The organism is Microbacterium sp. SY138, assembly GCF_039729145.1.
Taxonomy (GTDB): domain Bacteria; phylum Actinomycetota; class Actinomycetes; order Actinomycetales; family Microbacteriaceae; genus Microbacterium; species Microbacterium maritypicum_A.
On record NZ_CP155793.1, the window covers coordinates 2,387,355 to 2,414,351 of the forward strand.

Here is a 26,997-nt window from a genome sequence, read left to right on the forward strand (position 1 = left end):
CGACAGGATCTGATCAAGCCTGAGAACGCGGTGCTCCCCCGTTCGCAGGCCGGCCCGCCCAAGGCACGCACTCAGCCGACGGTTGATCTCACCTGACGAAACCGCGCTCCGTCGATGAACCCGCGTATGCCAGCGCGAATCTTCGGGCCCCGTTCGCGCTCGCAGAGCAGCATCTTGATCCAGGCCTTCGTCGCGTATGCAGCGTCGTCCCAGAACCAACGGCCGAAGCCGTACCGTCGGATCATGATCATGCGGTTACGCGTCATGTAGTACTGACGCATGGGCGAGTAGTTCGAGAGGTAGATCCGTCTGCCGAGGAAAGTAGACGGCACCGAGTCGCCGAACCGATGGTCGAGTACCGTGTCGTACACCTTGACCACGCGGTAACCCGCTCGGCGTGCTCGGAGCGAAATGTCGTGATCGACGTAGTCGATGAAGAGGCGTTCATCGTGAAGCCCGATCTTCTCCAGCGCCGCCCGGGAGAAGAGCGCACCCGAGGAGATCACTGCCACCTGCTCCTCGACACCCACCCGGTTCTCGCCGTCGTACAAGTGGCCGGTCTCCTCGGCACGCAGCGCCGGCCCGGCGATGGCGACGGGACGGCCGGCAGGCGAGAAGGCACCGATGAGCGCCTCAAGCATCCCGTCTGCCACAGTGCTGTCCTGGTCGAAGACCCACACATAGTCGAATCCTGCGCCGAGAGCCTGCCTCATCCCCGCGTTGAATCCTGCGGCGACGCCGACATTCTTCGTCTGGTCCAGGACGGTCAGGGCGTCACCGTCGCGTAACGGGGCGAGGAGCTTCTCAGTGCCTTCGTCGTCCGGCGAGTTGTTCACCAGGTAGATGTGGTCTGCCTGGGCGGCGAGCTTCGCAAGGTTGTCGCGGATGCTCGATGACGGACGGTAGGCCAGGACAACAGCGGCGACCTTCGGCGGTGGCGTCATCGTCCCACCGAGGAGTCCACGGTGATCTTCGCCGCCACGGTACCCATCGTGGTGTCGTCGGTCCGCACCCGCAACGTGGCGCCGCGCATGAGGCCGTGGCTGCTCGGTTCGCTCACGCCGGCGGCGTTCGCATTCACGAAGTAGTCCCCCGGACCGAATCCGGCCTGGGCGATGCGGAGATCCACGACGGTCTTGCCTGCGATCGGATCGAGCACCACGCCGAGCACCTCGGTGTTCGAGGCCATCACCATCTGCCCGAGCGGGGTGTCCATGCTGAAGCCGATCTCCCATCGCTCGATCGGCCGCAGCGTATCGACATGCACACGGACCGTGAACGGATCGCCCGTCTGGAGCTCCTTGATGGTTGCGCCATCGTCGTCCACCAGCTCGATGCGCTTCACCTGGATCGGATGGATGGTCTCCTCCGGAGGCGCCTCGCCCACCTCGCGGTCGGCGAGCACGTCACGCAGTCCGTCCACCGCGCGATTGATGTCCCCGTCGAACACCAGCTTCCCGTGATGGAGCAGGATGCCGCGGTCGCAGAGCTCCTGAACCTGCTGCGCGGAGTGGCTCACGAGGATGATCGTCCGGCCCTCCTCACGGAACTGGTGGATGCGGTCCATGCACTTGCGCTGGAAAGCCTCATCGCCGACGGCGAGAACCTCGTCGACGAGAAGCACGTCCGGATCGGTGTGCACCGCAACAGCGAAAGCCAGTCGCACATACATTCCGGACGAGTAGAACTTCACGGCGGTTTCGATGAACTCGCCGATTCCACTGAACTCGAGGATGTCGTCGAACCGTTCGTCGATCTGAGCGCGACTGAGCCCGAGGATCGCGGCATTGAGATAGACGTTCTCCCTGCCGGAGAGATCGGGGTGGAACCCTGCGCCCAGCTCCAGAAGCGCGGCCATGCGCCCCCGAGCCTCCACGGTACCGGTCGTCGGCGCCACGATACCGCCGATGAGCTTCAGCAACGTGCTCTTTCCCGAGCCGTTCTGGCCCAGCAGCCCGACGGTCGTGCCCGCCTTGATGTCGAGCGAGATCTCGTCGACAGCGGTGAACTCCTCTCGGAAGGCTTTGCCGTGCCTTCCGAAGTGGACGATGCGGTCCTTGAGGTTGTTGTCCTTGCGCACGCGGAACTTCTTGCTCACGCCCTTGAGACGGATGATGTCCGGGCGGGATGAGAGGTCGGTGTTATCGATCATGGCCTACAGCTCCTGCGCGAAATTGCCCTGCATGCGCGTGAAGACGCGATGCGAGATCCAGAGGAACACGAGCCCGATGACACTCATGATCGCCATCCTCAGCCCGAGGTTCGGGGGGTAGTCGGCGACGGTGCCGGAGCCCCAGAACGCCCGGTGAAATCCGAATACCCCCACGGTGAGCGGGTTCGCGAGGTACACCTCGAGAAGCCACGCGGGAAGGTCGTACTGCGCCACCACCGTCTTGACCATGGTCCACGAGTAGACGATCGGCGAGGCCCACATCGCGAGCATCATGACGACCTCGGTGAGGTACTGGATATCCCGAAGGTAGACGTTGAGGGCGGACAGCAGCAGCCCGGTCGCAATTCCCCACAGCAGCACCATCCCGAGCGACGGGAAGAACCACAGCATGTGCACCGGCTCTGGGAGTCCGTTGAGGAGCAGCGCCGCGACCAGCAGCACACCCAGCTGCACCAGGAACATGAAGCTGGCCGCACCGATGCTTCCCAGCGGGAAGATCTCACGCGGGAGATAGATCTTCTTCACGAGTCCGGCGTTGGAGATGATCGACCCCGTCGAGCCGAAGATCACGTCGGCGAAGAACGTGTAGAGAGTGAAACCGGCGAAAAGGTAGATCGCGAAGTTGTCGATCCCCCGTGAAGCGCCGAGGATCTGTCCGAGCACGATGAAATAGACCAGGAACTGTACCAGCGGGCGGATCACGGTCCACAGGAACCCGAGGAAGCTGTCGCGATAGCGTGCTTGGAGGTCGCGACGGATGAGCAGTATCAGAAGTTCGCGCCGTCGGTACAGTTCGCCGACCTTGCCGCCACGACCACCGTCGCGGAGTCCGCGCGCGTCGATCGTGGTGAACGGCTCGGCGGCGAGCCGAGTGAATCTGTCCACGGGGGTTTCCTTTTTCGGGTGTTCGGGTCGTCCCTGAGCCTATCCTCAGCAGAACCTGTGCCTCGGCGCGGCGCGCCTCACCGATGCCCGGGGAGGCGCCGGCGGATGCCGCCGACGATACGCTCGCGCGCGGCACGGATTCGGGCTCCGGCGCCAGGGTGGTTGCGACGCATGTACATCCGCGCGAAATCGCGCAGCTTCCCCTCCCCCACATGTCCGATACCGCGCAGGAAGGTGATCTGCTCGTAGGTGCGTCCGGGAACGGTCGAGGACATCTCGTCGAAGTTGAAGTCGAGCGTCGTGTAGCTCACGGCGAAGTACTCGGCGTTCGTGATCGTGCGCGTGTGGAACCCGAGCTCCGCGGCCGCATAGCTCGGTACCCGCTCCAGGACGTGGGCGAGGCCGCCGTCCTGGTAGGCCTCAGCACCTCCGAAGTCCGAGTACTCCCACGGCTGCTCTACCAGGAGACGAAGCGCCTCCGGTCGCGCGATGAACATCGAACCGTACGGCGCAAGCGGTGAGATGTCGTCGAGAGGCACCATGATCCCCATCTGGGCAGCAAGCTTCTCGAATCCCGGCTTGTTCGCCCACCAGGCGCGCCCCATGGTCGGGTAGCCGATGTGCACCATGGGCGGATAGACGATCCCGAGTCCCGGCTCGCGCTGGAACAGGGCGAGCACGTTCGCGGCATATCCCGGACTTGCGAGCAGATTCGTGAACTGCTGCTCCTTGAAGGCGCGCCCGACGTTGAAACCATCCTGCGGGGTCTTCTTCGAGTGAAGCTTGACGACGAGATCGTAGCCGCCGTCGAGGAGCACATCCTTGCAGCCCACGAGGAACGCGCTCTGATCACGACCATCGTTCGACGCGACCACGCGCACGTCGACCGCGCGACCGTCACGCGGCCGCGCATCGACGATCTCACGAATGTCCGCAGCACGCCTCTCATCCTGGGTCGTGATGACGAGGTCGTAGGTGGTGGGGAGCATGTCGACGCGGTCCAGCATCTCGTCCGTCATGTCGACGTAGAAGATGTGGAGGATGGCGACGACCCGGGGGGCGCGCAAGGGGTCGAACCCGTGGTCGATGTCGCCCAGAACATCGTTCAACCCGAGATCGACGTTGAGATCCTTCGGCGGCACATTGCGGGCGAGGTTCGAGAACATGTACTCGACGGGATATCCGTGCGATGCCATGTCCTCGGCGATCCACCTGCCGATCACGCCGTGACGGTCCAGGTACGGCGGCCAGTGGAAGAACGGACGACGCTTGACGAGCGGGCATCCGTCGGCGATGAGCAGATCGGCGTTGAAGAGCGCGGGATGATCCGTCGGATAGTTCTCGGCGGAAAAAGCCGCTGCAGAGACGAAACCCGCGTCATGGAACCGCTGTGTGAACGTCACTTCGTGACTGAGGACAGCCGCATAGTAATCATCCATAGCCGGCAGATCGCGCCAGTAGTCGCGCCAGATGCCGGACATGAACATGCGCTTGCGCACCGCGATCCAGAACGATTGCAGGTGGTCAGGCACCCGCCCCTCACCTGTCGCAGGATTCTTCATTCGGACGTTGTCCGTCATGCCCCAGAAGTCCAGATCCTGCGACGCCATCCTGTCCAGCACCGGCCCGTACGGTCGCACCGGACCGAACCAGGTGTCGTTGGTGAGCACGACCTCGTCGAATTTCTCGATGCCGTCGCCCAGGTGATCGATACCTGCCTTGTGGCCCCAGATGTCGAACCCCTCGTTCGGACGCACGAGGATGTCGTCCGTCACTGCCTCGAGACGCTCGCGTCCCTCCGGACTCAGGGCGCCGTTGACGACCGCGAGGATGTGGTCCGCGTCTGCGCGCATCTGCTCCAGCGCATACAGCACATAGTCCTCGACCGCGCCGCGGCGGTCGAACACGACGTAGATGACCGCGCGTCTGCTCTCCGACGTGAGTCCCGATGGCTGATCGTTGACAATCACAGCAGCTCTCCCTCGATCGGACGTCCTCGTCGGAGCACCTTGCGGAGCGTATGCATCCCGATGCGGGCCACGGCGACGAACGGGCGCATGACCGGCGCGAGACGCGCGGAAGTCGTCGGATGGTTCAAACGCATATACATGCGGGTCATCGCGACGATTCCGCCGGCGCCGGCCCATCCTGCGCGATGCAGCCACTGGATCTGCTCCAGAGGGTAGCCCGGGGGCGTGATCGAGAGCTGATCGAGCTTGTACGCAAGATTCGCGTAGGCAATCCCCGCGTGCTCCTGATTGAGCACCGTGCGGCAGTGGTAGCCGATCTCGCCCAGTGCAAGCGGCAGAAGACGCTCTTGCACGCGGGCGAGGTCGGCCCCGCCACGCTTCGCGGCGACATAGTCTTCATAACGGAGCTGGTCATCCAGCAGCAGGCGGAGAGCCTTCGGACGTCCAACCCACATGCCGCCCATCGGGGCCAGGGGCGAGGCGCCGTCGAACGGCACGTTGATGCCGAGACGCTCGCTGATCTCGAGCGCGGGCTCCCGGTACTGCGACCATCCTCGCCCGGCGAGGGCGTATCCGATATGCATCATCGGCGGGAAGACCGCTCCGAGTCCTGGTTCACGCTCGAACAGGGCGAGAAGGTTCGAGAACTGCCCGGGACTCGAGATGAGGTTCTCGAGCTGGTAGCGGCGGAAGTACCGTGCGATGTTCGCCCCGCGCTTCCGCGGGGCGCGGGAGTGGATCTTGACGACGAGGTCGTACCGGTCGGACACGAGGATGTCCCGACATCCGATGAAGAACGCGCTCATGTCGCGTCCGTGCTTCGACGGCACGACACGGATGTCGAAGCCGGTCGCCTTCGTGAGTCGCCGATCATCGATCGCCGTCCGGATACGGGTCGCGCTGTCGTCGTCGAGTGTCGTCACCACCAGATCGAAATCGACGGGGATCTGCTCGAGCCGATTGAGAATATGGTCGATCGTCCGCGGATCCGCGCAGTGAGCAAGGACCGCGATGCGTCTGCTCGGTGCCGGGGCATGAGCGCTCTCGTCGAGCACTTCGAGCATTCCCGCATCGGTGTTCAGCGTCTTCGGCTGCACGTTCTTCGCGAGGTTGCTCCACATCAGCTCGATCGGATAGCCGTATCCGGCGATCGCCGCAGCCGTCCGCCGTCCGATGACGGCATGCCGGTCGAGGAAGGGGGGATAGTGGAAGAAGGGACGACGCTTGACCAGAGGGCAGCCGTCGGCAAGAAGAAGATCGGCGTTGAACAGCGAGGGGTGCTCGGTCGGATAGTCGTGCGACGCGAAAGCGACCGAAGCAGAGTAGCCGCGCTCTTGGAAATGCTTCGTGAACTGTGTCTCGTGCTTGAGCACCGCGTCGAAGTAGGACGGCATCTCCGGCAGATCCCGCCAGTACTCCTGCCAGTCGGGAGACAAGAACATCTCCTTGCGGACGGCGATCCAGAAGGACTGGAGGTGATACGGAAGCTCACCCTCGTTCGTGAACTTGTTGAGCGGCTCCCACTCGTGATCGGTCATGCCCCAGAAATGCACCTCACGAGCATTCATCCGCTCGAAGACCGGACCGTACGGACGAACCGGGCCGAACCAGGTGTCGTTCGTCAGCAGCACCTCGTCGAACTCGGCGATTCGATCGCCGATATGCGCCAGTCCCTCCTTGTGCGCCCAGATATCGAAACCGGTGTTGGTGCGCACCAGAATGTCGTCGGTCACGCTCTCGAGCGTGGCTCGACCGGCATCGTCCAGAGGCCCGTTCACCACCGCGAGAATGTGCGCGGCGTCGTCTCGCATGCCTTCCAACGCGAACCGGACGAACTCCTCGACCGTCCCACGACGGTCGTAGACGACGTAGATGACCAGCCGCTTCCCGCCATCAGGAAATGTCGCTGATTTCTGCCCCGGCGTCGTCATCTGATCCCTCCAGACCCTCGGTGGGAGGGCACAACTCATGCCCGCGCCAAGCGCGGAATGTCACTGAACTCGGACGAGCCTAGTCAGCGTCCCTGTGCGAGCGCCTTGAGGAGGTACTCGCCGTACCCGCTCTTGCGCAACGGCTCCGCGCGCTCTCGCAGCTCGTCATCCGTGAGGAACCCCATCCGCCACGCGACCTCTTCCGGGCAACCGATCGAGAGTCCCTGGCGCTTCTCCACCGTGCGGATGAAGTCCGTCGCCTCGGCGAGTGAATCGAATGTCCCCGTGTCGAGCCAAGCGGTGCCACGGGTGAGCAGCTGCACTTTGAGCTTTCCCCTGTCGAGGTACTCGCGATTGATGTCGGTGATCTCGAGCTCTCCACGAGGTGAGGGCTTGAGAGCCTTCGCGATCTCGATCACGTCGTTGTCGTAGAAGTAGAGCCCGGGAACGGCGTAGTTGCTCTTCGGGTGGGCGGGCTTCTCCTCGAGGGAGACCACCTTGCCTTCGCGGTCGAACTCCACCACCCCGTATGCCGCGGCGTCGTCGACCCAATAGCCGAAGACGACGCCACCGTCGAGTTCTGTGTACTGACGAAGCTGCGTGCCCATGCCCTGGCCGTAGAAGATGTTGTCACCAAGGACGAGGGCCACCGAGTCGTCGCCGATGTGCTCCTCCCCCAAGATGAATGCCTGCGCAAGGCCATCCGGGGACGGCTGGGTCTTGTACGTGATGGAGACACCGAACTTCGACCCGTCCCCGAGCAGACGCTGGAAGGACTCTGCGTCGTGGGGCGTCGTGATCATCAGGATGTCGCGGATGCCGGCGAGGATCAGCGTCGACAGCGGGTAGTAGATCATCGGCTTGTCGTACACCGGGACCAGCTGCTTGGAGACGCCGAGGGTGATCGGGTGCAACCGGGAGCCTGTGCCGCCGGCGAGAATGATGCCACGCATGATCACTAGTCTCCCTGATCGCGCTCGCCTGAACAAACGCCCCGAATCGGGCAGACCCTACCCGGTACGCTGGTCGTCATGCAGAGACTGCTCGTCACCGGCGGCGCCGGCTTCATCGGTTCCAACTTCGTGCACCACGTCATCGAGAAGACCGATGCCCATGTCACCGTGCTCGACAAGCTCACCTACGCGGGCAATCGGGCCTCGCTGGAGGGCCTCCCGGCGAATCGTCTCCGGTTCGTGGAAGGCGATATCGCGGACCCCGAGCTTGTCGACGACCTCTTCTCCGAGGTGGACGCCGTCGTGCATTACGCGGCGGAGTCGCACAACGACAACTCCTTGCACGATCCGCGTCCGTTCCTCGACACCAACATCATCGGCACCTACACCCTTCTCGAGGCAGCGCGCCGTCATGACCGCCGCTTCCACCACATCTCGACAGACGAGGTCTACGGTGATCTCGAGCTCGACGATCCCGAGAGGTTCACCGAACAGACCCCCTACAACCCCTCCTCTCCGTACTCCTCCACCAAGGCAGGCAGCGATCTCCTCGTCCGCGCCTGGGTGCGCTCCTTCGGTGTGCGCGCCACGATCTCGAACTGCTCGAACAACTACGGTCCGTACCAGCACGTCGAGAAGTTCATCCCGCGTCAGATAACGAATGTGCTGCGCGGTATCCGTCCGAAGCTCTACGGCGCCGGACAGAATGTGCGCGACTGGATCCACGCCGACGATCATTCGTCAGCCGTTCTCACGATCCTCGACAAGGGCGAGATCGGCGAGACCTACCTGATCGGCGCCGATGGCGAGAAGGACAACAAGTCGGTCGTGGAACTCATCCTCACCGAGATGGGTCAGCCTGCGGACGCGTACGATCACGTCACGGATCGCGCGGGCCACGACCTGCGGTACGCGATCGACTCGACCAAGCTCCGGAACGAGCTCGGTTGGACGCCCACATACGGGGACTTCGAATCCGGTCTCGCCTCGACGATCGCGTGGTACCGCGACAACGAGGCGTGGTGGGCTCCCTCCAAAGACGCGACCGAGACGTTCTACGCATCCAAGGGACAGTGATGACGGAGTTCGGAAAGTCGCTGACAGTGTCGGAGACGGGCATCCCCGGACTCCTGATCGCCGACCTTCCCGTTCACGGGGACTCCCGTGGCTGGTTCAAGGAGAACTGGCAGCGCGAGAAGATGATCGCCGCAGGTCTTCCGGACTTCGGTCCTGTGCAGAACAACATCTCCTTTAACGACGAGGTCGGGACCACACGTGGCATCCACGCGGAGCCGTGGGACAAGTGGGTATCGGTGGCGACCGGGCGCATCTTCGGCGCGTGGGTCGACCTCCGCGAGGGCCCGACTTTCGGCGCGGTGTTCACCGCTGAGATCGATCCGTCACGCGCGATCTTCGTCCCGCGTGGAGTCGGGAACTCGTATCAGACACTCGAGCCGGACACCGCCTATGTCTATCTCGTCAACGACCACTGGTCGGCGGATGCGGAGTACTCGTTCCTGAATCTGGCTGACGAGACCGCGTCCGTCCAGTGGCCCATCCCGCTGTCCGAGGTCGAGATCTCGGCCAAGGACCTCGCACATCCGCGCCTCGCGGACATCGCCCCGATTCCGGCAAAGAAGACCCTGGTGATCGGGGCCAACGGTCAGCTCGGTGTCGCTCTGCGCAGACTCCTCGGCGATTCGGCGCAGTACGAGTACGCCGGACGCAGCGAGTTGGATCTCACTGACCCCGGCTTCGCCTCCGCACGGCGCTGGCGTGACTACGAGACGATCATCAACGCCGCCGCGTTCACCGCGGTCGACCTCGCGGAGACACCGGAAGGGCGCGCCGCCGCGTGGGCGGCAAACGTCGCCGGAGTCGCTGCGCTGGCTCAAGTGGCAACGGAGAACCGCATCACCCTCGTGCACGTCTCGAGCGACTATGTCTTCGACGGCACAAAGGAAGATGCCTACACCGAAGACGACTGTTTCCGCCCGCTCGGAGTTTATGGCCAGACCAAAGCTGCGGGCGACGCGATCGTCAGCACTGTGCCGAGGCACTACATCGTCCGCACGTCATGGGTGATCGGCGAAGGCAAGAACTTCGTCCGCACCATGGTGTCGCTTGCGGAGCGCGGCATCGATCCGCAAGTGGTCGACGATCAAACGGGACGGCTGACGTTCACGAGCGACATCTCTGCGGCGATCGTGCATCTTCTTCACACCGACGCCGCCTACGGCACCTACAACCTGTCCGGTACGGGCGAACCCGCAACTTGGGCGGAGATCGCTGCCGAAGTCTTCGCTCTGACCGGGAATGCGCCCGAGCGCGTGAGCGGTGTCTCGACCTCCGAGTACTTCGCTTCTGCCTCGACGCCGGTCGCCCCGCGCCCGGCGAACAGTGTGCTCGCGCTAGATAAGATCGTGGAATCCGGATTCGAGCCGGCTCCGTTCCGCGAGACGCTGAACGCCTACTTGAACGCTGGTTGAGGACTCCTTGGGCGCCGGCCGATGAACGGACCGGTGCCCAAGGCCTCACGCCCCCTCAGAAGCGGATCGTCCCACCCTCGAAGGTCTGAGAACACACCCCACCCGCACACACCTGTGCGCTGGTAGGCCATCCGTACGAACCCGAGGCACCTCCCGCGGCGAAGTACGCATCGCGAACCTTTCCGGTGACCGCGAACGCACCCAGGGTGCGCTTGAAGAAGACGGCGCCATTCGCGAATCCCTCGGCCATCCCCCCGCCGTTGAACGAGTAATAGACGAACGACGAAGGAATCCTCGCCCCCAGCGTCGCGGCCTGAGCCGTCGCCACGGCATCGATCGCAGGCGCACCCACCCGCGCTCCGGCAGCCGCCGACCAACTGATCCACCCGTACTGGAACTCCTGCGAGCACAACGTGGACGTGCACGTCTGCGCCCCCACGGGGAAACCGAGCCGCCCCGTGGCCCCACCAAGCGTGAAGTACTGATCACGGATGGGACCCGACACGAAGAACGCCGTCCCATTCGTCACCGCATACGCGGAACCACTCCCGAACGCCTGACCGGTCCCTCCCGGCAGAGCGGCCACCGCAGAAACCGGCACCCCCCACGAACCGGAGATCCCGCCTGCAGCGGCATACGCCGCATAGACCGGGCCCGACACACCGAACGCACCCGCCCCAGAAGACGACACCATCCCACCCTCGAAGGTCTGAGAACACACCCCACCCGCACACACCTGTGCGCTGGTAGGCCATCCGTACGAACCCGAGGCACCTCCCGCGGCGAAGTACGCATCGCGAACCTTTCCGGTGACCGCGAACGCACCCAGGGTGCGCTTGAAGAAGACGGCGCCATTCGCGAATCCCTCGGCCATCCCCCCGCCGTTGAACGAGTAATAGACGAACGACGAAGGAATCCTCGCCCCCAGCGTCGCGGCCTGAGCCGTCGCCACGGCATCGATCGCAGGCGCACCCACCCGCGCTCCGGCAGCCGCCGACCAACTGATCCACCCGTACTGGAACTCCTGCGAGCACAACGTGGACGTGCACGTCTGCGCCCCCACGGGGAAACCGAGCCGACCCGTGGCCCCACCAAGCGTGAAGTACTGATCACGGATGGGACCCGACACGAAGAACGCCGTCCCATTCGTCACCGCATACGCGGAACCACTCCCGAACGCCTGACCGGTCCCTCCCGGCAGAGCGGCCACCGCAGAAACCGGCACCCCCCACGAACCGGAGATCCCGCCTGCAGCGGCATACGCCGCATAGACCGGGCCCGACACACCGAACGCACCCGCCCCAGAAGACGACACCATCCCACCCTCGAAGGTCTGAGAACACACCCCACCCGCACACACCTGATCGGCAGTAGGCATCCCCAGTTCACCGTTCGCACCGTTCTGTGCGAAATAGCCTGAGCGCAACGGTTCCGCGACGACGAACGTACCTTTGGAGCCCGAATACACGGATCCTCCGGAGAAGAGCTGCCCGATGCCCTGTGTGAGCGGTTGCTGGTTCAGCACGGGCCACCCCAGGGGCCCGTCGGCGCCTTGCCGCGCGAAGTAGTACTCCCGGAGCGGACCGGACCACACCGTCTTCGCTCCGAAGGATCCCGTCCAGTAGATCGAGGCAATGGAGAACGCACGCCCGTAGCCCCCGCCGTTCTGCTGCAGACGAGTGACGTCGGAGACCGGGGCTCCGGGCCCGGCAGCACCGCCTTGCGCCAGGTACTCACCCTGAATCGCTGCCGTCGCCGTGGCGAGGCCCGACGAGACCTGGGTGGATCCGAACCAGTCGGTGAAGTAGTTGTAGAAGTTGCGGTTTCCGTACGCGGAGCACCCGTCTCCCAGACCGTATCCGGCGTTGAGCGCAGCGGCGTTGGGCTGATACGGCGTGTAGTAGTAGAGAGCCGACGTCGCCTTGTTGGCGACGTACACCGGTGAACTCCCGCAGTTGGCGTTGGGGTTGTAGAGGATGTTCCAGGTCCTGCCCGGGGCATACCACTGGAACCACTTGCCCTCCATGTAGATCTGCATCTGACGTGCTGCGCCGTAGATCTGATGGAAGAACCCGATGTAGTTCGGGTCGCAGGGCGCGGTGTCAGGACATCCCTGCCCGAGTGCGATCCGGTAGCGCCATGCGCTGGGCCAGATGTGAGTGACGAGCCCCTGTTCCTTCTGGAGCATCACGATAAGCACCTGCGGGTTGATGTTGCAGGCCTGCGCGACGCGATAGATGATGCGAGCCGCCGATTCGTTCGCCGCCCCCGAGTACCCGCTGCAGTAAGCGTCGGCCGGACGAGTGACGGTGTTCATCGTGAAGTCCTTGATGCACACGATCGGCTCGTTGTTCTCGTCCCTTCCCCCCTGACACCGTGACACCTTGCTGTTGAAGAATGCCTGGATCTGAGCCTCGGTCATCGTGGTCTTGTCCGTGAACACGGCATCGCTGATGAGGTTGCCAGGCGTGAAGCCGGCCAGCGTCGTCTTGACGATCCCGCTCGCGGCGGGGTCGACCATCGTTCGAGACGTACTCGGAGCACTCAAGGAGACCGACGCCGTGGCAGCAGTGGCGGGGGCCACGGTGCCGAGGACCAGGGCGGAGGCAGCAAGGAAACAGGTGAGGAGACGGGCGGTCCTCAGGGTGTTTCGCGAGCGTGGGGCACGTCGAGACATGTGACCAGTGTGACGGAAGTTGCGGGATGATGCCACTGTTGCCGGGATCGCACCACAAGTTTCCGGCGTGTCGCACGTATGCGCAGGTGGCTCTCAGCCAATCAGAGGTCGGCGTGAAGGGCCCAGAGCCGCTCAGCTGCGCTCGCCCACGAGAACGCTCGCGAACGGTCGGCGGCGAGGACACTGAGGCGTGTCGCGGAGTCTCCGGTAGCTGCGGCAACGGCTTCGGAGAGTTCATCGGCGCTAGCGAGCACCCCGCCGTCTGCGAGAACATCACGGTGCGACCCGCTGTCGACTGCCACCACCGGGATGCCGAGTGCCATCGCCTCGACGGCGCGCCACGGCCACCCGGCGACGGCACTGGTGGCGACATAGGCGGATGCACCCGAGAGAATGGCGGCGCGATCCTCGATCGACAGCACCCCGCGGACGTGCGCGCGCCGCTCAGGCAGCCCGGCGGCAGAGGCGACTTCCACATAGTGTGGTTCCGACCCCTCGGGAGCGTCGAACACCACCGCGTCGAGCCCCGCGGCCACCGCACCTCGGATGCCGTCGGCAAGTCCCGACGGAGATCCGCTGACCACGATGTAGCGGTCGGGCAGCGACAGCGCGTTCCGACGCGCAGCAGCGTCGAAGGGAACGTCGAATCCCTGCGGCGGTGCGCCCGCGATCACCCGAACGCGGTCGCCGATCTTCGCCAGCTCCGAAAGACGCTCAGCCACGGCGTGAGACGGCACCACCACCGCGTCGGCATGTCTCACAGCTCGACGGAGCATGCCTCGCTGCCAGGCCGCATTCCCCTTGGACAGCAGCTCCGGCGCATCCCAGGCTCGCAGATCCCACACCGTGACCGTGGTCTGGTGGTTGTCGTGCACCCGATCATGGCGCACAAGGGGCGCCATCAGCGTCGGCGAATGGATGAGTCCGCCGCCGACACCCGGAGCGATCCCGAGCTGCCAGGCTGCGGCGAGTTCACGACGCCCCATCCCGAGCGTGCGGATGTCCCCTATTCCCGCCACAGGCACGGACGCGCCGGCCGGAACGATGGCGTCCACGGCGCAACCGGAGGGGGCGGTCGCGACCAGGCCGGCGGTGATTCCCACCGCGGCGTCCGCGTGATCGGCATCGACGACATCCACGAGCTGATCCAGAACAACACGCAGTCGAGCACCCATGCACACAGGCTATCCCCGCTGTGCCGCTCCCCCCGTGAGGTCAGCGCCCGCGCCGCCGTAGTGTCAGCGTTCGCACAGTTTTCGCCCACCACGGCCGCAGCGGTTCATGCTTGAATGCTCGGGTGAGCGATGGTCGACTTCCCGTCCGGCGCCGATGGATCGGGTGGACCGTCGGCATTCTGCTGACCCTTCTCCTCATCGCCGTCGGCTGGGTCACCGTCCGCGGGATCGGCGCCGTGAACGACCTTCAGCAGGTCGCGAAGGGTGCCTCGCAGCTGAAGGCCTCGATCGCTACCGGTGATCTCGACGGCGCGAGGCCGATCGCGCGGAGCATCGCTCACAACGCGGAGTCTGCGCACGCCCTGACCTCCGACCCGGTGTGGCACGCTTTCGGCGCCCTCCCCTGGATCGGACCGAACTTCAGCGCTGTGAGCGACATCGCCGAGATCGCCGACGATGTGTCGAACGACGCCCTCACGCCGCTCCTGGATGTTGCCGCGGACTTCGACCTGGCGAGCCTCGGCTTCGCCGGCGGAACCATCGACCTCGCACCGTTCGCCGAGATCGCCGGCCCGCTCGGCGCCGCGGACACGGCGCTCGGCACCGCGGAGTCGAAGGGCAGACGCATCGACGCGGACGCCACGCTCCCCCCGCTCGCCGATGCCATCCGCACCATGCGTTCATCGGTCGACGAGGCGGCGACCGTCGTCGGCTCGCTCCACGGCGCCGCCGTGCTGCTGCCGACGATGCTCGGCGGCGAAGGCCCGCGCAACTATGTGCTCGCGATGCAGAACAACGCGGAGCTGCGATCCTCGGGCGGGATCATCGGATCGATCGCCCTGCTGCATGCCGAGGGCGGCAAGATCTCGCTTCAGACCCAGGCATCGACTCGGGACTTTCCTCCGCTGGAGACCGGCCTGCCTCTCAGCGACTCCACGATCGCCCTGTTCGAGGATCGCCCCGGCCGATATCTGCAGAATCTCACCAGCATCCCTGATTTCCGTGAGGCCGGCGCCGCCATCGCCGCGCGGTGGGAGGGACGGTTCGGCGGGACCGTGGACGGCGTCATCGCCGTGGACGCCGTCGTCGCAAAGCATCTGATCGCCGCGACCGGAGATCTCACGTTCGGCCCCTTCACGGCCACGTCCGAGAACATCACCGACATCCTCCTGTCGGAGATCTACGCTGCCGTCCCCGATCCCGCGGTACAGGACGAGATCTTCGCTCAGGCCGCTGGAGCCCTGTTCGGTGCCGCCCTGTCCCGCGCGGAACCGCGCGCACTGCTCGGAGCTCTCTCTGACTCGGCGGCCGAGGGACGCATCCGCATCTGGAGTGCCCACGAGCCCGAGGAGACCGTGCTCGCGGCTTCCGCCCTGGGCGGGACGATCCCCGACGACACCTCCGATACGACCTCCGTCGGGGTGCTGATGAACGACACCACCGGCGGCAAGATGGACTACTACACCCGCGCCGCCATCTCGACATCGGTCGGCACGTGCCAGGGAACACCCACCACGCAGGTGCGGGTGACGTGGACGAACACAGCCCCCGCCGACGCCGCGACCACCCTGCCCGCCTACGTCACGGCCGATGGCTTCTACGGCGTACCGGCAGGAACGGTGCGCACTCTGATCGCCGTATACGGCCCCGAGGGGTCGACACCGTCGCATATCGATCGGGACGGCGCAGAGGAGGGCGTGCAGACGGCGATGATCGGGGATCGATCGGCGGTGCAGCACGAGGTCTCCCTCGCGCCCGGAGAATCGACCACGATCACGATCGAGTTCCAGGGCACCGGCGCAGGTGAGCGTCTCACCGAAGTGCTGCACACCCCGCTGATCGACACCCCCGTCACGAGTCGATCACCGCTCCGATGCGCTTCGTGACATTGACAGCTCGATAGGGTACTGTCGACTCACTGGGGAATATCTGACGTCCGCAATCCTGCCGTGGGGGCAGGACGACGTCACGCAGTTGGATGCAGGGGTGTATCCAAAGGCGATTCCGCGTGAAATTCTGGGGAGAAATCATGCTGAAGAAACTGGCTGCCATCAGCCTTGCCGCCGGCGCGCTCGTACTCGTCGCGCCCACCGTCGCAACCGCTGCGCCGACGGTTCCGTCCGCGTCGTCCGACTCGTATCCGACGCCTCCCGGCGCCAAGGTCGGCGATCCGATCATCGACATCTGCGAAGCCTCGACGATCGTGTTCGGACCGGGCTACTTCCTGCCGTCCGAGAACGTGAACGTTTCGGTTTCTGGCTACAACGCAGGGAAAGCCGCGGTCTCCGGCAACACCGCTGCCGGAGACGGCAGCCTGACGCTCACGTTCCGTCCGCCGTCCGACGGAGAGGGCTCCTACGCCGTCGCCTTCAACGGCTCGCGTGCGTACACGGCGACGATCACGGTCTCGCACGGCCACGATGCTGCCGTGAGCTGCGACCACGATCCTGGAGTCGCGGCCGCAGGTTCTGAGCTGCCGCTCACCGGCGGGGGTATCGAGCTGGCCCTCACGGGCGGGAACGTCTCGCCGTGGATCCTCGGCGGCGGAGCAGCTGCGCTGGTCGCCGGCGGAGCACTCGTCGCGGTCGGAGCTGCACGCCGCAAGCGCGCCTAGGTCCGGCTGCCGCCTCGTGCGGTGGTCGACTGGACGACGGTGATCCCTCCCCCTCCGATCACCGTCGTCTGGTGCATCCGGTGGAACCCACCGGAAGCCCACGGCCGCTCTCCTTCGGGAGGCGACCGTGGGCTTTGTCATGCGCACTGACCTCGCGCTCCAGCGGGCACGGACCAGCACAGAATTCCGCCGCTCCGGGACACCCGGGGTCACGGCTCAGGAGTCGGCGTCTCCGTCGGAGGATGCAGCTTCTGCTGGATCATCTCGTGGATGAATGCGTAGTCGGGCTGGTGCTCGTCCACGCCGGTCTCGGGTGTGAGTTCGATCGAGGTGACCGGTTGCTCCTTGGCCTTGAGCATCAGATCGAAGAACTCCGGGAGCTTGTCGGAGGGAAGGTCGGTGCTGATCAGCGCCGTCCCCGCCGCGGCCACCTCGTTGAAACGCGTGAGAACCGTCTGCGGGGTGAACTGCGCCAGAATCGCGGCCTGCAGCTCTCTCTGACGCTTCATGCGATCCCAGTCGCTGGTGGTGTACCGCGAGCGGGCGTACCACTGCGCCGTATCGCCATCCATGCGCTGCTTGCCGGGCTCGATCCATCCGATAGCCCACTCGTTCACATCGCTGCCCGTCCATCCCTCCGGCGGGCCGCCCTTCGGCAGACGCTCGGTGACGTCGATCTCCACGCCGCCCAGAGCGTCGACGAGCTCTGCGAAGCCGTGCATGTCGACGAAGACGTAGTACGGGATCTCGATTCCGAGAACTCCCTCCGCCGCGTCCTTCGTCGCCTCGATCCCGGGTTCCGAGCCGTTGGCCTTGGCATCCGGATAGAGGCCGGTGCCACCATCCTCTCGACAGACCTCCGCGGCGTTCCGTACATGGTTCATCCAGCCGTTCCAGCCGCAGGTCGATGAGCCATGGCCTTCGAACCCGTTCGGATACAGCTCCTGCATCGGACTGCCGTCGCTGAACGGCGCATTCGGAAGCTCTCGCGGGATACCGGTGATCGTGACAGCCCCGGTGTCGGCGTTCACGGAGACCACCGAGATGCTGTCGAACCGCATCGAATCGCGCCCGTCACCACTGTCGGCGCCGAGGAGAAGGATGTTGTAGTAGCCGTCGCTGGGCTGCACGCTCGGTCCGCTCTGTCCGAAGATCGAGCCGATCGTGTTGCGCACCGATCCGACGGCGGTCGCAGCGTAGCCTGCGCCGCCTCCCACGAGTCCCAACAGCACCAACGCGACGACCGGGATGGCGAATCGGGACGGCCCAGGCACTTTCACGAGTCGCACCAGGCGGAGAGTGTCGAAGGTGAGCACGGCCCAGAGCACGACGTACCCCACCAGCAGCACCTGCACGATCGTCAGGACCACGGCGGAGAAGAACCCGCCACCGATCGTGAGCCAGAGCAGGACAGGGCGGGCGAAGAGCGCGAGGCCCAGTGCCACGATCGCGAGGAACCAGGAGAGCAACGTGGCACCGAGACCGAATCGCCCGAGGCGACGGTTGCCGGCGAGCACCTGCGCGGAGCCCGGAACCAGGAGGTTCACCGCGATCAGCCACCACCCGCGTTTGACCATCGTCCCCGAATCGGCGGGATCAGGATGCCGCAGCGGCCGGGTCTCGATGAGCGGGCGCCGTGTTGCGCGCGGAGGCGCAAGAGTCACAGTGAACCCTTCAGCCGTTCGTTCTTCTCCTCGACCTGCGCCTCGAGCGCACGTGCGTACTCCTCGACGCTATCGGCGAGAGCCTCATCCGACGTTCCGAGAATCCGCGCGGCCAGCAGACCGGCGTTGCGCGCCCCGCCGATGGACACGGTCGCCACCGGGATACCCGCGGGCATCTGCACGATCGACAGCAGGGAATCCATGCCGTCGAGATATGCGAGCGGCACCGGCACGCCGACGACGGGAAGCGGTGTCATGGAGGCGAGCATGCCGGGCAGATGGGCGGCTCCCCCGGCACCGGCGATGATGACGCGGATGCCACGTGAACGCGCGTCGCGCGCGTACGACATGAGCTTGTCGGGTGTGCGGTGCGCGGAGACGACCTCCACCTCGTGGGGGATCCCGAAATCCGTGAGCGCCTGAGACGCATCGCTCATCACGCGCCAGTCGGAGTCGGATCCCATCACGACGCCGACCAGGGGCTCGGCGGAAGAATGCAGTGGCTCGGTCACCAGATCAGGGTACGGTCTGCCGCTGTGAGATTCCCCGAACGGCACACCACTTGCCGCGCATGTGTGGCGAAGAGCCGCCACATGCGATCTGATCAGACGAAGTGCGCGGCGACGGCACGGGCGACGTAGACCGCATCGTCGAGATCATCGTCTGCAACGTTCACGTGGCCGACCTTCCGACCGGGCCGGGGCGCCTTCCCGTAGGTGTGGATCTTCGCCTGCGGGTGCTCAGACATCGCGGCCCCGAAGCGCTCGTCCAACGTCCCTTCGGCCGGGCCGCCGAGGATGTTCACCATCACTGACCACGCGGCGCTCGGCGCGGTGCTCCCGAGAGGAAGATCGGCGACCGCCCGCAGATGCTGTTCGAACTGGCCGGTGACGGCGCCGTCCTGACTCCAGTGGCCGCTGTTGTGCGGACGCATCGCGAGCTCGTTGACGAGTATCCGCTCGTCGTCGGTCTCGAACAGCTCAACCGCCAGCATGCCCGTCACGCCCAGACCTTCCGCGATGGTGCGACCGATCGACTCCGCGACCTCCACCAAACGCTCGGTCGCGGCAGGAGCCGGGGCGATGACCTCGGCACATACCCCGTCGCGCTGAACGGTCTCGACGACGGGGTAGGCGACGATCTCGCCGCCGACGCCACGCGCCACCTGCTGGGCGAGCTCACGCACGAACGGGACGAGCTCCTCGACGAGCAGGGCGTCTCCGTCGGCGAGCGCCGCCAGCCAGTCCTGTGCCTCCTCCGCCGCACGCACGACCCGCACGCCTTTGCCGTCATAGCCTCCGCGTGGCGTCTTCACCACGCCTGCTCCGGCGTGCTCGTCCAGGAAAGCCTGCAGTTCGGCGGCGGTGCGCACAGCCGCCCATTCGGGCTGAGGGATCCCCAGCTCTGCGAGGCGCGCGCGCATCACGAGCTTGTCCTGGGCGTACTGGAGCGCATCCGGCCCCGGGTGCACGGAGACGCCGTCCGCGACCAGCTGTCGGAGAACGTCCTGCGGCACGTGCTCATGGTCGAAGGTCACGACATCGACGCCGGCCGCGAAAGCCCGCACCGTATCAAGATCGCGGTAGTCGCCCACGGCGGTGGACGCCAGCTCGGCAGACATCCCCTCCCCCTCTGCGAGCACCCGCAGTTCGATCCCGAGCTCGACCGCCGGAGCGATCATCATCCGGGCCAGCTGTCCTCCGCCGATCACGCCAACACGCAACGCCATGTGCCGCCTCCATTCGTCTGCACCCATTCTTCCGCACGCGACCGGGCGCGCACGACCGGTTGCCGATGGGCGTCGCCGGCGCCGGCTCGCTCCGCGGCATGCCCGGCGAGGGAACTCAGTCGCCGACGGCCTGCGCGTCGCGGTGGGCGAGGATCTGCCCGACCTCGATCTGGTCGGCAAGAGTCTCGTGCACCAGAGTCACGTTCGGCACGTTCGGCAGTCGCAGCGGCGCGTCGACGCCGTTCGAGAGGGTGATCGTGCCCGACCCCCACAACCGCTGCAAGGGCCCCCGCCGAACGGCGATCGTGTAGCCCCGGGCATGCGACATCTCATGGCGCCGACGAGAACCGATCCCCTGGCGGACGATGACCCGCCGCGTCGTGACGGTGGTGCTCCGCGAGTACCAGACGATGAACGGCAGCACGACGGCGAACAGCAACAGCGCACCCGCCGCGGCGAGGAGCATCCAGTCCTCGAACCCCGCCGGGAGGTTGCCGAAGAAGTATGCCGTCGCCCCGAAGGTGGCGATGAGGACGAGAGCCGACCAGAACAGCCGACGTGCGTGGCTTCGGAAGCGCGCGATCAGCAGCTCCTCCGAAGGCGTACCGGGCGGCGGCATCAGGGGCCGCCCGCCGAGCGTCACAGGCTGGGTCACCCCACCATTGTGCCCGTGATCTGCGACAAAGCCGTCTGTGCGGCGGCGTGTCAGCTTCCGGCCGGGCGCACGTGCACGACATCCCCCGCAGAGATCGCGTGCTCGAGACCTTCGGATTCGACGAGAAGACGACCGTCCGGGTCGATCGCCGTCGCCACTCCTTCGAGAGAGCGTCCAGCCGGCAGCGATACCCGCACCGTCTGCCCGAGAGTCGCGCACCGCGCCGACACGGCGCCGTGCAGACCGCTCACGACCGCGTTCTCCGTGACGGTCAGCGCGGAGAGCAGGCCGTCGAGTCTCTCGAGGTAGCTGGAGAGCAGGAGATCGTCGTCCGCGACGGCGCCGAGTGCGGCGAACGACGAGGCCGACGGCACGGGAAGCTGCTCGGCCGTCATGGCGGTGTTCACGCCGGCGCCGAGAACGACGGCGTCCGTCGTCGCTTCCGCGAGGATGCCGCAGATCTTGCGTCCATCCACGAGGACATCGTTCGGCCACTTCACGGCGACGTCGTGCGTCGGAAGCTGCTCAGCGATCGCCTCCGCCATGGCCACCCCTGCGGCGAGCGGGATCCACCCGCGCGCGGCAGGATCGGCGGGAAGCGCCCGAAGCAGGACCGAGACGGCGATGGCCGCGCCCGCGGGTGCCGTCCAGGTGCGGTCGAGGCGGCCACGTCCGGCCGTCTGGTCGTGCGTGACCAGGACCGCCAGGTGCGGCCACGCGTCGGCATCGGACGCGTGCGCGCGCAGATCGGCGTTCGTGGAGCCGGTGGCACCCACCAGATCGAGACGAGCGGCGATCGCACGCGCGAGGGGGAGATCCATGATCAGGAGTCCTCGTCGGCTTCCTCGTCGTCGTCGTCATCCTCGTCGGTTCGAACGGTCCCGACCTCGTGAGCCTGCCAGCGCTCCCACTCCTGCATGAGGCCGTCGACAGCCGCATGGAACTTCGCGGTGGCCACCCCGTGCGTCGTGTCACCGAAATAGTGCTGGACCCACATCCGCAACCGGGCGATCGCAGCCTCATCCGCGCGGACGCGGTCGACCTCGGCCACGATGTCGGCCGCCGCCTCGGCGGTCAACCATTCGCAGTCCGCCAGGTAGCCCTGCGTGTCGATCGATGCCTGCTCGTCGGTCGGACGCGTGATCATCAGCGGCTTCCCCGCCGCAAGCCGGTCGTACACCATCGCGGAGATGTCGACGATCGCGACGTCAGCCGCCGTCAGCTGCCAACCGAGTTCCGGAGCTGCATCGTAGATGTGGTGTGCGTTCGGGTCCGCCGTGTTCGCCGCATGGATCGCAGCCACGATCCGTCGGTGCGCGGCTCCGTACTCCTCGTCGACGACCCCGCTGCGAGGGTGGGGACGGTAGATGACACGGTGGGCGCCGGTCGCGAGCAGGCGAGACACGAGAACCTCGCCGTGCGATGCGATCGAACCGTAGTGCGCGCTGGGTCGGTCTCCCTCCCACGTCGGCGCGTAGAGCACCACGGTGCGCTCATCGGGAGTGTACGGAAGGGTGCCGGCGTAATGATCGGCCTGCGGGCGACCGATCTCGATCGTGCGGCGGTCGACGTCGTAGTCCCACAGCGTGCGCGAGAGACGATCACGGGCGGCCTGTCCGGCGACGAACGCGTAGTCGTAGGCCTTGTACTGGTTCGTCGTCATGTACATCTTGTCGGACTCGCCGTGGTTGATGAACACGTGCCAACGCCGCCCGTAGCGGAACATCTGGAAGTTCCGAGTGTTCTGGTTCACGTAGAGCACCAGGCGGATGTCCTGGGTCGCGATGAAGCGTTCCATGTCGCGCACCTTCGGCACGAAAGCCACGGGCGGCGAATCCTCCTCGAGCAGCTTCTCGGTCCCGGTCGCCTGGCGGGAGAGCACGACGACGGGCCAGCGCTTCGAGAGCTCGGCGAGCGGGCGGTACCACTGGCGCATCTGGTACATGTTCACCGCGCCGTCGGCGAAGTAGACCGCAACCTTGAAATGATCGGCCGGAAGCGGTTCGCGTTCGGCGAGACGCCGCCGCACACGCTGCACAGCGGTGCGAGACGCGAGCGCCCGCTTCAGCAGACGATATGCCTTCTTCGCGTCAGACAGTGCACCCATCCCTCCAGAATAGTTCGTCCGCGTCGCTTCCTCCGGCTGAGCCCCAGCCACGTACCCGAGGTCTGCCCCTCCCACACCCTCAGGCAACGTCCGTCGACGCCGTGCCATGATCGTCATGTGCCCGCAGACGAATTCCCCACTCCCCGGCCCGGGGTGTCCTTCGTGATGCCGGTGCTCAACGAGCGTGCATACCTCGAACACGCGATCGCGTCGGTGCTCGCACAGGATGTCGACGCTCCCACCGAACTCGTGCTCGCGCTGGGGCCGTCGACGGACGGCACCACCGAGCTCGCGCGACGGCTCGCCGACGCGGACGACCGCATCCGGCTGGTCGACAATCCTGCGGCGCACATCCCCGTCGGCCTGAACGCCGCGATCCGCGCAAGCCGCTACGACACGATCGTGCGCGTGGACGCGCACTCCGAGCTCTCCCCCGGGTACGCCGCTCGGGCGCTGAAGACCCTGGAACGCACCGACTCCGCGAACGTCGGCGGCGTGATGCATGCCGAAGGACGCACCCCCTTCCAGAAGGCCGTGGCGCGTCTGTACAACTCGCCGGTCGGGCTCGGTGGTGGCGCATATCACGGGAGCTCCCAGGAAGGCGAGGCGGAGTCGGCCTACCTCGGCGTGATGCGGCGTGACGTGCTCGACGAGGTCGGGTTGTTCGACGAGACGATTCGACGCGGCGAGGACTGGGAGCTCAACCTCCGGATCCGCCAGGCAGGTCATCGGGTCTGGTTCGACCCCGACCTGTCCGTCACCTACTGGCCACGGGAGAGCTGGCTGCGTCTGGCCCGACAGTTCCGTGCCACCGGAGCCTGGCGGGGCGAGCTCGTTCGGCGGTTCGGACGGCGCAACGGGCTTCGATACTTCGCCCCGCCCGCGCTTGTCGTGGCCGTCGCCCTCGCCGTCCTCGTCGGGGTCCTGCAGGTGACCGGCGTGCTCACCGGGGTGGCCTCGATGGTCGCCTCCCTTCTCGTGTACGGACCGCTCGCCCTCTACCTGCTGCTCATCCTCGGCGTCGCGCTGGCTCCCGGCGGAGGGGGCGTGCGACAGCGGATGTGGACGCTCCTCGTCCTGCCGACGATGCACATCTCCTGGGGTCTGGGCTTCCTCGGAGGCGTGCTCCGGGGAGCCCACGACACCGTGGACGCCTCGCGTCTCGGCACCCGCAACACCCCGCTGCCCTGACCCCCTCGCACGGAAACCGTCGAGCTGACACCCCCGCTGACGAGATCTCTCGCCGGAGGTGTTCCACGCGAGCGTGCTCGCGCCCCGCCGCGCTCAGGCCGTGACGAACCCGAGGTCCAGGATGCGGTCGACCACGCGCCGCGCGGCATGACCGTCGTCGCGAGCGTTGAACTGCTGGCGCCAGGCGGCATAGCGATCCGCATACGTCGCCTCGTGGCGCTCGTCGTCGAGGGCAGCGGTGAGTTCCTCCTGCGTCCGCACGAGCGGACCGGGCGCCCTCTCCGCGAGATCGAAGTAGAAACCGCGCAGCTGTCCGCGATAGTGATCGATGTCGGGCACCAGGAAGTACATCGGCTTGCCGGTGACGCTGAAGTCGAACATGACCGAGGAGTAGTCGGTGATCAGCGCATCCGCGGCGAGCAGCAGCCGCGCCGTCTCCGGGTAGCCGGTCACATCGATGACCCGTGCACCGGCGAGATCCCGCCCCTGTTCCAGAGTGCGGGAGTGACCGCGAACGAGGACCACGGCGTTCGCCTGGCGTGCCAGAAGCTCCGCGTCGACGAAGTCGACCATCTCGGCGCGATCGTCACGCCAGGTCGGCGCGTAGAGCAGCACCCGCTCATCGGGGCCGATGCCGAGCGCTGCACGGACCGCGACGGGATCACCCGTCGTGAGCGCATCGTTCCGGGGGTATCCCTCCACCCAGATCGGTCGCCCGAAGAAGGCGTACGCCTTCCGGAGGATGCGCTCGGAATACGGGTTCTGCGCCAGCAGGACGTCCCAGCGCCGGGATTCCTTCACGACCGCCGCCATCCGGCGCGGATCGAAACCGGGACGGTGCAGCGCGAGCCGCTTGAGGGGCGTGCCATGCCAGGTCTGGAGGACCTTCTGGCCGGGCTTGCGAGCGAAGCGCCGTCGCAGCCAGTCGTTCACCACCAGCAGTCGAGCGGCTCCGCGTGCGTGCCACCACTGCGGGCTGCCCTCGACGACCGCGATCGCGCCCTCCGGCACCTCGACGGAGAGGTCGACCACGCTCCAATACCGTCGCACCTGGGGGGCTCGCGCCGCCAGTTCCCGGTCGATGGCCCGAGGGTTGCAGCCGACGCTGCGTCCGTAGAAGCTCTCGAAGAACACGGCGTTCTCCGTGCCTCCCACCTGTGCGACGTACCTCTCCTCGAGGGTGGATCCTCCTTCCGCCGTCTCGTACACCGGATCGATCGGCGCGGCGATGCGCACGACACCGGCATCGACGGCGATGCGCACCCCGGTGAGCACCACCGGAGCGATGCGCACGCCGTCGAGGTCGGCGCCGGCGATCCGCAGTTCGTAGGAGCCGGTCGGCAGCGGGAGCGAGGGCCCGCCCCAACGCGATGCCTGCAGCGGGAACGTCGCCTTCCAGGTCGCGCCGCCTCCGCTGATACGAGCCTCGACGTGCGCCCGCGGTCCGCGCAGGTCGGCCGTCTCCGGTCGCTGACCGGTCCCTTCGATGATCAGGGCCTCCGCCGCGTCATCGATGCGGGCCGTTGTCATACTGCTCCCTTCGGCGCGGGAATCCCCCGTGCGCGGATGACCTGATAGACGCGTTCGGTGTTGCGTCCGTCCCGATACGCGTGCATCTCCGCGCTGAGCGTAGCGGAACGGACGGATGCCGCGTCGCGGACGGCATCGTCTGCGAGGAGGGCGTCGAGCTGCGCGAGCAATTCCGTCCAGTCAGCGGCGGCATCCGGGCCCGCGACGTCGTCGAACCGACCGTAGAACCCACGGGTGGTGGCGTACTCCTCCGCATCGGGAGCCAGGAAGAGCACCGGCATGCGCAGGAGACCGACGTCGTACGCGAGTGACGAGTAGTCGGTCACGAGCACGTCGAATGCCGCGAGCGCCGGTGTCACGTCCGACAGCACTGGGGCCCCGAGCGCGCGCACCCGCCTGCTCGGAAGTGGCGGCGCATACCCGCCTTCGCCGAGAGGATGCGAGCGTACGAAAAGGACGGCGTCACGTTCTTCGAGGAGCCGGAGGATGCGGATCCACTCGTCGGCCGTGGGAACCGCGGGGTCGGGGGCACCGTCACGCCAGGTGGGCGCATACAGGATGGAGCGCGCCGTCTCCGGGATCTCTCCCGCCACTGCACGGAGAAGAGTGGATGCCGCCGACCGCACCTCGTCGACCGCACCACGCGAGAGCACGTCGACTCGGGGTTCTCCAGTCACCACTACGCGGTCGCCCCCGAGTCCGAAGGCGGACTCCAGACGCCCTCTCGCGCGGTGCGAAGCCGCGGGGAGCACTCGGATGCGCTGGGCCGCCGCGCGGTAGAGGATGCCGACGGCACGGCGGAGCAGCGCTGCGCCGGGAACATTCGGAACCTGGGTCGTCGCGGGCGAGTCCAGGCCGATGCGCTTCAGGGGGATCCCATGCCAGAGCTGCACCACGAAGGCGCCGCCGTTCGCGTAGCGGTTCACATCGCCGAGCCCGTGCGTCACGACGAGCACCCCGGCCCGCGCTGTGTGCCACCAGCCGCGAAGCCCGCCCTTGCGCGCGGACCGGATGCCGAGCGCCGCCGCATCCCGGTCCTCGCGCTCCGACGATGTGAGCCATATCGTGTCGTGGCCGGCCGCCGATGCGAAGCGCTGCAGTGCGAGGGCGCCGTCGCCCACCCCGGCTCCGCAGCCGAAGACCCAGCGCCGACCGCGCGGAAGGAGGACCGTGCCGATGCGTCCGACGGCATACAGCGGGATCCGCAGGAGCTTGGCCGCATTGCCGGTGCCGAAAGAGAAGGACGCCACCCCG

21 protein-coding genes are annotated in these 26,997 nt (G+C 66.4%); 5 read left to right on the plus strand and 16 right to left on the minus strand.

Annotated elements, in window-relative coordinates; all coding sequences use genetic code 11:
• Positions 1 to 71 precede the first annotated feature (71 nt).
• From ABDC25_RS11370 to rfbA, 6 genes are all read right to left on the minus strand, one after another.
• Positions 72 to 944: a glycosyltransferase family 2 protein gene (locus tag ABDC25_RS11370; protein ID WP_167254482.1), complete on the minus strand. Its 873-nt coding sequence runs from the start codon at positions 942 to 944 to the stop codon at positions 72 to 74.
• Positions 941 to 2,152, minus strand: coding sequence for an ABC transporter ATP-binding protein (locus ABDC25_RS11375; protein ID WP_021199803.1), 1,212 nt, complete (start codon positions 2,150 to 2,152; stop codon positions 941 to 943). The genes ABDC25_RS11370 and ABDC25_RS11375 overlap by 4 nt, the downstream gene beginning before the upstream one ends.
• Positions 2,153 to 2,155: 3 nt before the next feature.
• Positions 2,156 to 3,058, minus strand: a complete 903-nt coding sequence (locus ABDC25_RS11380) for an ABC transporter permease (protein ID WP_021199802.1) — start codon at positions 3,056 to 3,058, stop codon at positions 2,156 to 2,158.
• 77 nt (positions 3,059 to 3,135) lie between these two features.
• Positions 3,136 to 5,028 carry a rhamnan synthesis F family protein gene (locus ABDC25_RS11385; protein ID WP_292776396.1) on the minus strand — a complete coding sequence of 631 codons (1,893 nt, stop codon included), beginning with the start codon at positions 5,026 to 5,028 and terminating at the stop codon, positions 3,136 to 3,138.
• Complete coding sequence (locus ABDC25_RS11390) at positions 5,025 to 6,959, minus strand: rhamnan synthesis F family protein (RefSeq protein ID WP_021199800.1); 1,935 nt, start codon at positions 6,957 to 6,959, stop codon at positions 5,025 to 5,027. The genes ABDC25_RS11385 and ABDC25_RS11390 overlap by 4 nt, the downstream gene beginning before the upstream one ends.
• A gap of 83 nt (positions 6,960 to 7,042) precedes the next feature.
• Entirely contained in the window at positions 7,043 to 7,912 is an 870-nt protein-coding gene (gene rfbA, locus ABDC25_RS11395) for a glucose-1-phosphate thymidylyltransferase RfbA (RefSeq protein ID WP_031207335.1), read from the minus strand.
• A gap of 78 nt (positions 7,913 to 7,990) precedes the next feature.
• Between rfbA and rfbB the strand changes: the two genes are divergently transcribed.
• Together rfbB and ABDC25_RS11405 are read left to right on the plus strand one after the other, a co-directional pair.
• Positions 7,991 to 8,989, plus strand: a complete 999-nt coding sequence (gene rfbB / locus ABDC25_RS11400; protein ID WP_021199798.1) for a dTDP-glucose 4,6-dehydratase — start codon at positions 7,991 to 7,993, stop codon at positions 8,987 to 8,989.
• Positions 8,989 to 10,401: a bifunctional dTDP-4-dehydrorhamnose 3,5-epimerase family protein/NAD(P)-dependent oxidoreductase gene (locus tag ABDC25_RS11405; RefSeq protein WP_021199797.1), complete on the plus strand. Its 1,413-nt coding sequence runs from the start codon at positions 8,989 to 8,991 to the stop codon at positions 10,399 to 10,401. Before rfbB ends, ABDC25_RS11405 begins: the two co-directional genes overlap by 1 nt.
• 55 nt (positions 10,402 to 10,456) lie before the next feature.
• Here ABDC25_RS11405 and ABDC25_RS11410 read toward each other — a convergent pair whose 3' ends face one another.
• Positions 10,457 to 12,922: a hypothetical protein gene (locus ABDC25_RS11410; protein WP_347123003.1), complete on the minus strand. Its 2,466-nt coding sequence runs from the start codon at positions 12,920 to 12,922 to the stop codon at positions 10,457 to 10,459.
• Between the two features lie 257 nt (positions 12,923 to 13,179).
• Entirely contained in the window at positions 13,180 to 14,253 is a 1,074-nt protein-coding gene (locus ABDC25_RS11415; protein ID WP_167254485.1) for a glycosyltransferase, read from the minus strand.
• A 122-nt stretch (positions 14,254 to 14,375) separates the two neighbouring features.
• Between ABDC25_RS11415 and ABDC25_RS11420 the strand changes: the two genes are divergently transcribed.
• A complete protein-coding gene (locus tag ABDC25_RS11420; protein WP_167254487.1) occupies positions 14,376 to 16,139 on the plus strand; it encodes a DUF4012 domain-containing protein in 1,764 nt (587 codons plus the stop codon).
• A gap of 143 nt (positions 16,140 to 16,282) precedes the next feature.
• Positions 16,283 to 16,867, plus strand: coding sequence for a hypothetical protein (locus ABDC25_RS11425; RefSeq protein ID WP_021200307.1), 585 nt, complete (start codon positions 16,283 to 16,285; stop codon positions 16,865 to 16,867).
• A 209-nt stretch (positions 16,868 to 17,076) separates the two neighbouring features.
• Here ABDC25_RS11425 and ABDC25_RS11430 read toward each other — a convergent pair whose 3' ends face one another.
• The 6 genes from ABDC25_RS11430 to ABDC25_RS11455 all read right to left on the minus strand — a co-directional run bounded on the left by ABDC25_RS11430 (position 17,077) and on the right by ABDC25_RS11455 (position 23,022).
• Positions 17,077 to 18,531, minus strand: coding sequence for an LCP family protein (locus tag ABDC25_RS11430; protein WP_029266776.1), 1,455 nt, complete (start codon positions 18,529 to 18,531; stop codon positions 17,077 to 17,079).
• The gene (purE, locus tag ABDC25_RS11435; RefSeq protein ID WP_036271441.1) at positions 18,528 to 18,995 is read right to left on the minus strand and encodes a 5-(carboxyamino)imidazole ribonucleotide mutase; all 468 of its coding nucleotides are present in this window, start codon (positions 18,993 to 18,995) and stop codon (positions 18,528 to 18,530) included. The genes ABDC25_RS11430 and purE overlap by 4 nt, the downstream gene beginning before the upstream one ends.
• A gap of 140 nt (positions 18,996 to 19,135) precedes the next feature.
• A complete protein-coding gene (locus tag ABDC25_RS11440) occupies positions 19,136 to 20,260 on the minus strand; it encodes a 5-(carboxyamino)imidazole ribonucleotide synthase (protein ID WP_347123005.1) in 1,125 nt (374 codons plus the stop codon).
• Between the two features lie 115 nt (positions 20,261 to 20,375).
• Positions 20,376 to 20,879, minus strand: a complete 504-nt coding sequence (locus tag ABDC25_RS11445; protein ID WP_172889180.1) for a PH domain-containing protein — start codon at positions 20,877 to 20,879, stop codon at positions 20,376 to 20,378.
• Between the two features lie 86 nt (positions 20,880 to 20,965).
• Entirely contained in the window at positions 20,966 to 21,736 is a 771-nt protein-coding gene (locus ABDC25_RS11450; protein WP_347123007.1) for a biotin--[acetyl-CoA-carboxylase] ligase, read from the minus strand.
• Between the two features lie 2 nt (positions 21,737 to 21,738).
• Positions 21,739 to 23,022 carry a CDP-glycerol glycerophosphotransferase family protein gene (locus ABDC25_RS11455; RefSeq protein WP_021200313.1) on the minus strand — a complete coding sequence of 428 codons (1,284 nt, stop codon included), beginning with the start codon at positions 23,020 to 23,022 and terminating at the stop codon, positions 21,739 to 21,741.
• Positions 23,023 to 23,139: 117 nt separating this feature from the next.
• On the opposite strand from ABDC25_RS11455, the gene ABDC25_RS11460 reads away from it, so the two are divergent.
• The gene (locus ABDC25_RS11460) at positions 23,140 to 24,213 is read left to right on the plus strand and encodes a glycosyltransferase family 2 protein (protein ID WP_347123008.1); all 1,074 of its coding nucleotides are present in this window, start codon (positions 23,140 to 23,142) and stop codon (positions 24,211 to 24,213) included.
• 93 nt (positions 24,214 to 24,306) lie between these two features.
• Here the strand turns inward: ABDC25_RS11460 and ABDC25_RS11465 are convergent, their stop codons facing one another.
• Together ABDC25_RS11465 and ABDC25_RS11470 are read right to left on the minus strand one after the other, a co-directional pair.
• Positions 24,307 to 25,743, minus strand: a complete 1,437-nt coding sequence (locus ABDC25_RS11465) for a CDP-glycerol glycerophosphotransferase family protein (protein ID WP_347123009.1) — start codon at positions 25,741 to 25,743, stop codon at positions 24,307 to 24,309.
• Positions 25,740 to 26,993: a CDP-glycerol glycerophosphotransferase family protein gene (locus ABDC25_RS11470; RefSeq protein WP_167254493.1), complete on the minus strand. Its 1,254-nt coding sequence runs from the start codon at positions 26,991 to 26,993 to the stop codon at positions 25,740 to 25,742. The genes ABDC25_RS11465 and ABDC25_RS11470 overlap by 4 nt, the downstream gene beginning before the upstream one ends.
• Between the last annotated feature and the right edge of the window lie 4 nt (positions 26,994 to 26,997).

Coding starts and splice junctions, on each gene's coding strand:
- ABDC25_RS11370 (WP_167254482.1), bottom strand. CDS start 944: ATGACGCCACCGCCGAAGGTCGCCGCTGTTGTCCTGGCCTACCGTCCG.
- ABDC25_RS11375 (WP_021199803.1), bottom strand. CDS start 2,152: ATGATCGATAACACCGACCTCTCATCCCGCCCGGACATCATCCGTCTC.
- ABDC25_RS11390 (WP_021199800.1), bottom strand. CDS start 6,959: ATGACGACGCCGGGGCAGAAATCAGCGACATTTCCTGATGGCGGGAAG.
- rfbA (WP_031207335.1), bottom strand. CDS start 7,912: ATGCGTGGCATCATTCTCGCCGGCGGCACAGGCTCCCGGTTGCACCCG.
- rfbB (WP_021199798.1), top strand. CDS start 7,991: ATGCAGAGACTGCTCGTCACCGGCGGCGCCGGCTTCATCGGTTCCAAC.
- ABDC25_RS11405 (WP_021199797.1), top strand. CDS start 8,989: ATGACGGAGTTCGGAAAGTCGCTGACAGTGTCGGAGACGGGCATCCCC.
- ABDC25_RS11410 (WP_347123003.1), bottom strand. CDS start 12,922: ATGGTCGACCCCGCCGCGAGCGGGATCGTCAAGACGACGCTGGCCGGC.
- ABDC25_RS11415 (WP_167254485.1), bottom strand. CDS start 14,253: ATGGGTGCTCGACTGCGTGTTGTTCTGGATCAGCTCGTGGATGTCGTC.
- ABDC25_RS11425 (WP_021200307.1), top strand. CDS start 16,283: ATGCTGAAGAAACTGGCTGCCATCAGCCTTGCCGCCGGCGCGCTCGTA.
- purE (WP_036271441.1), bottom strand. CDS start 18,995: ATGGGATCCGACTCCGACTGGCGCGTGATGAGCGATGCGTCTCAGGCG.
- ABDC25_RS11440 (WP_347123005.1), bottom strand. CDS start 20,260: ATGGCGTTGCGTGTTGGCGTGATCGGCGGAGGACAGCTGGCCCGGATG.
- ABDC25_RS11445 (WP_172889180.1), bottom strand. CDS start 20,879: ATGCCGCCGCCCGGTACGCCTTCGGAGGAGCTGCTGATCGCGCGCTTC.
- ABDC25_RS11450 (WP_347123007.1), bottom strand. CDS start 21,736: ATGGATCTCCCCCTCGCGCGTGCGATCGCCGCTCGTCTCGATCTGGTG.
- ABDC25_RS11455 (WP_021200313.1), bottom strand. CDS start 23,022: ATGGGTGCACTGTCTGACGCGAAGAAGGCATATCGTCTGCTGAAGCGG.
- ABDC25_RS11465 (WP_347123009.1), bottom strand. CDS start 25,743: ATGACAACGGCCCGCATCGATGACGCGGCGGAGGCCCTGATCATCGAA.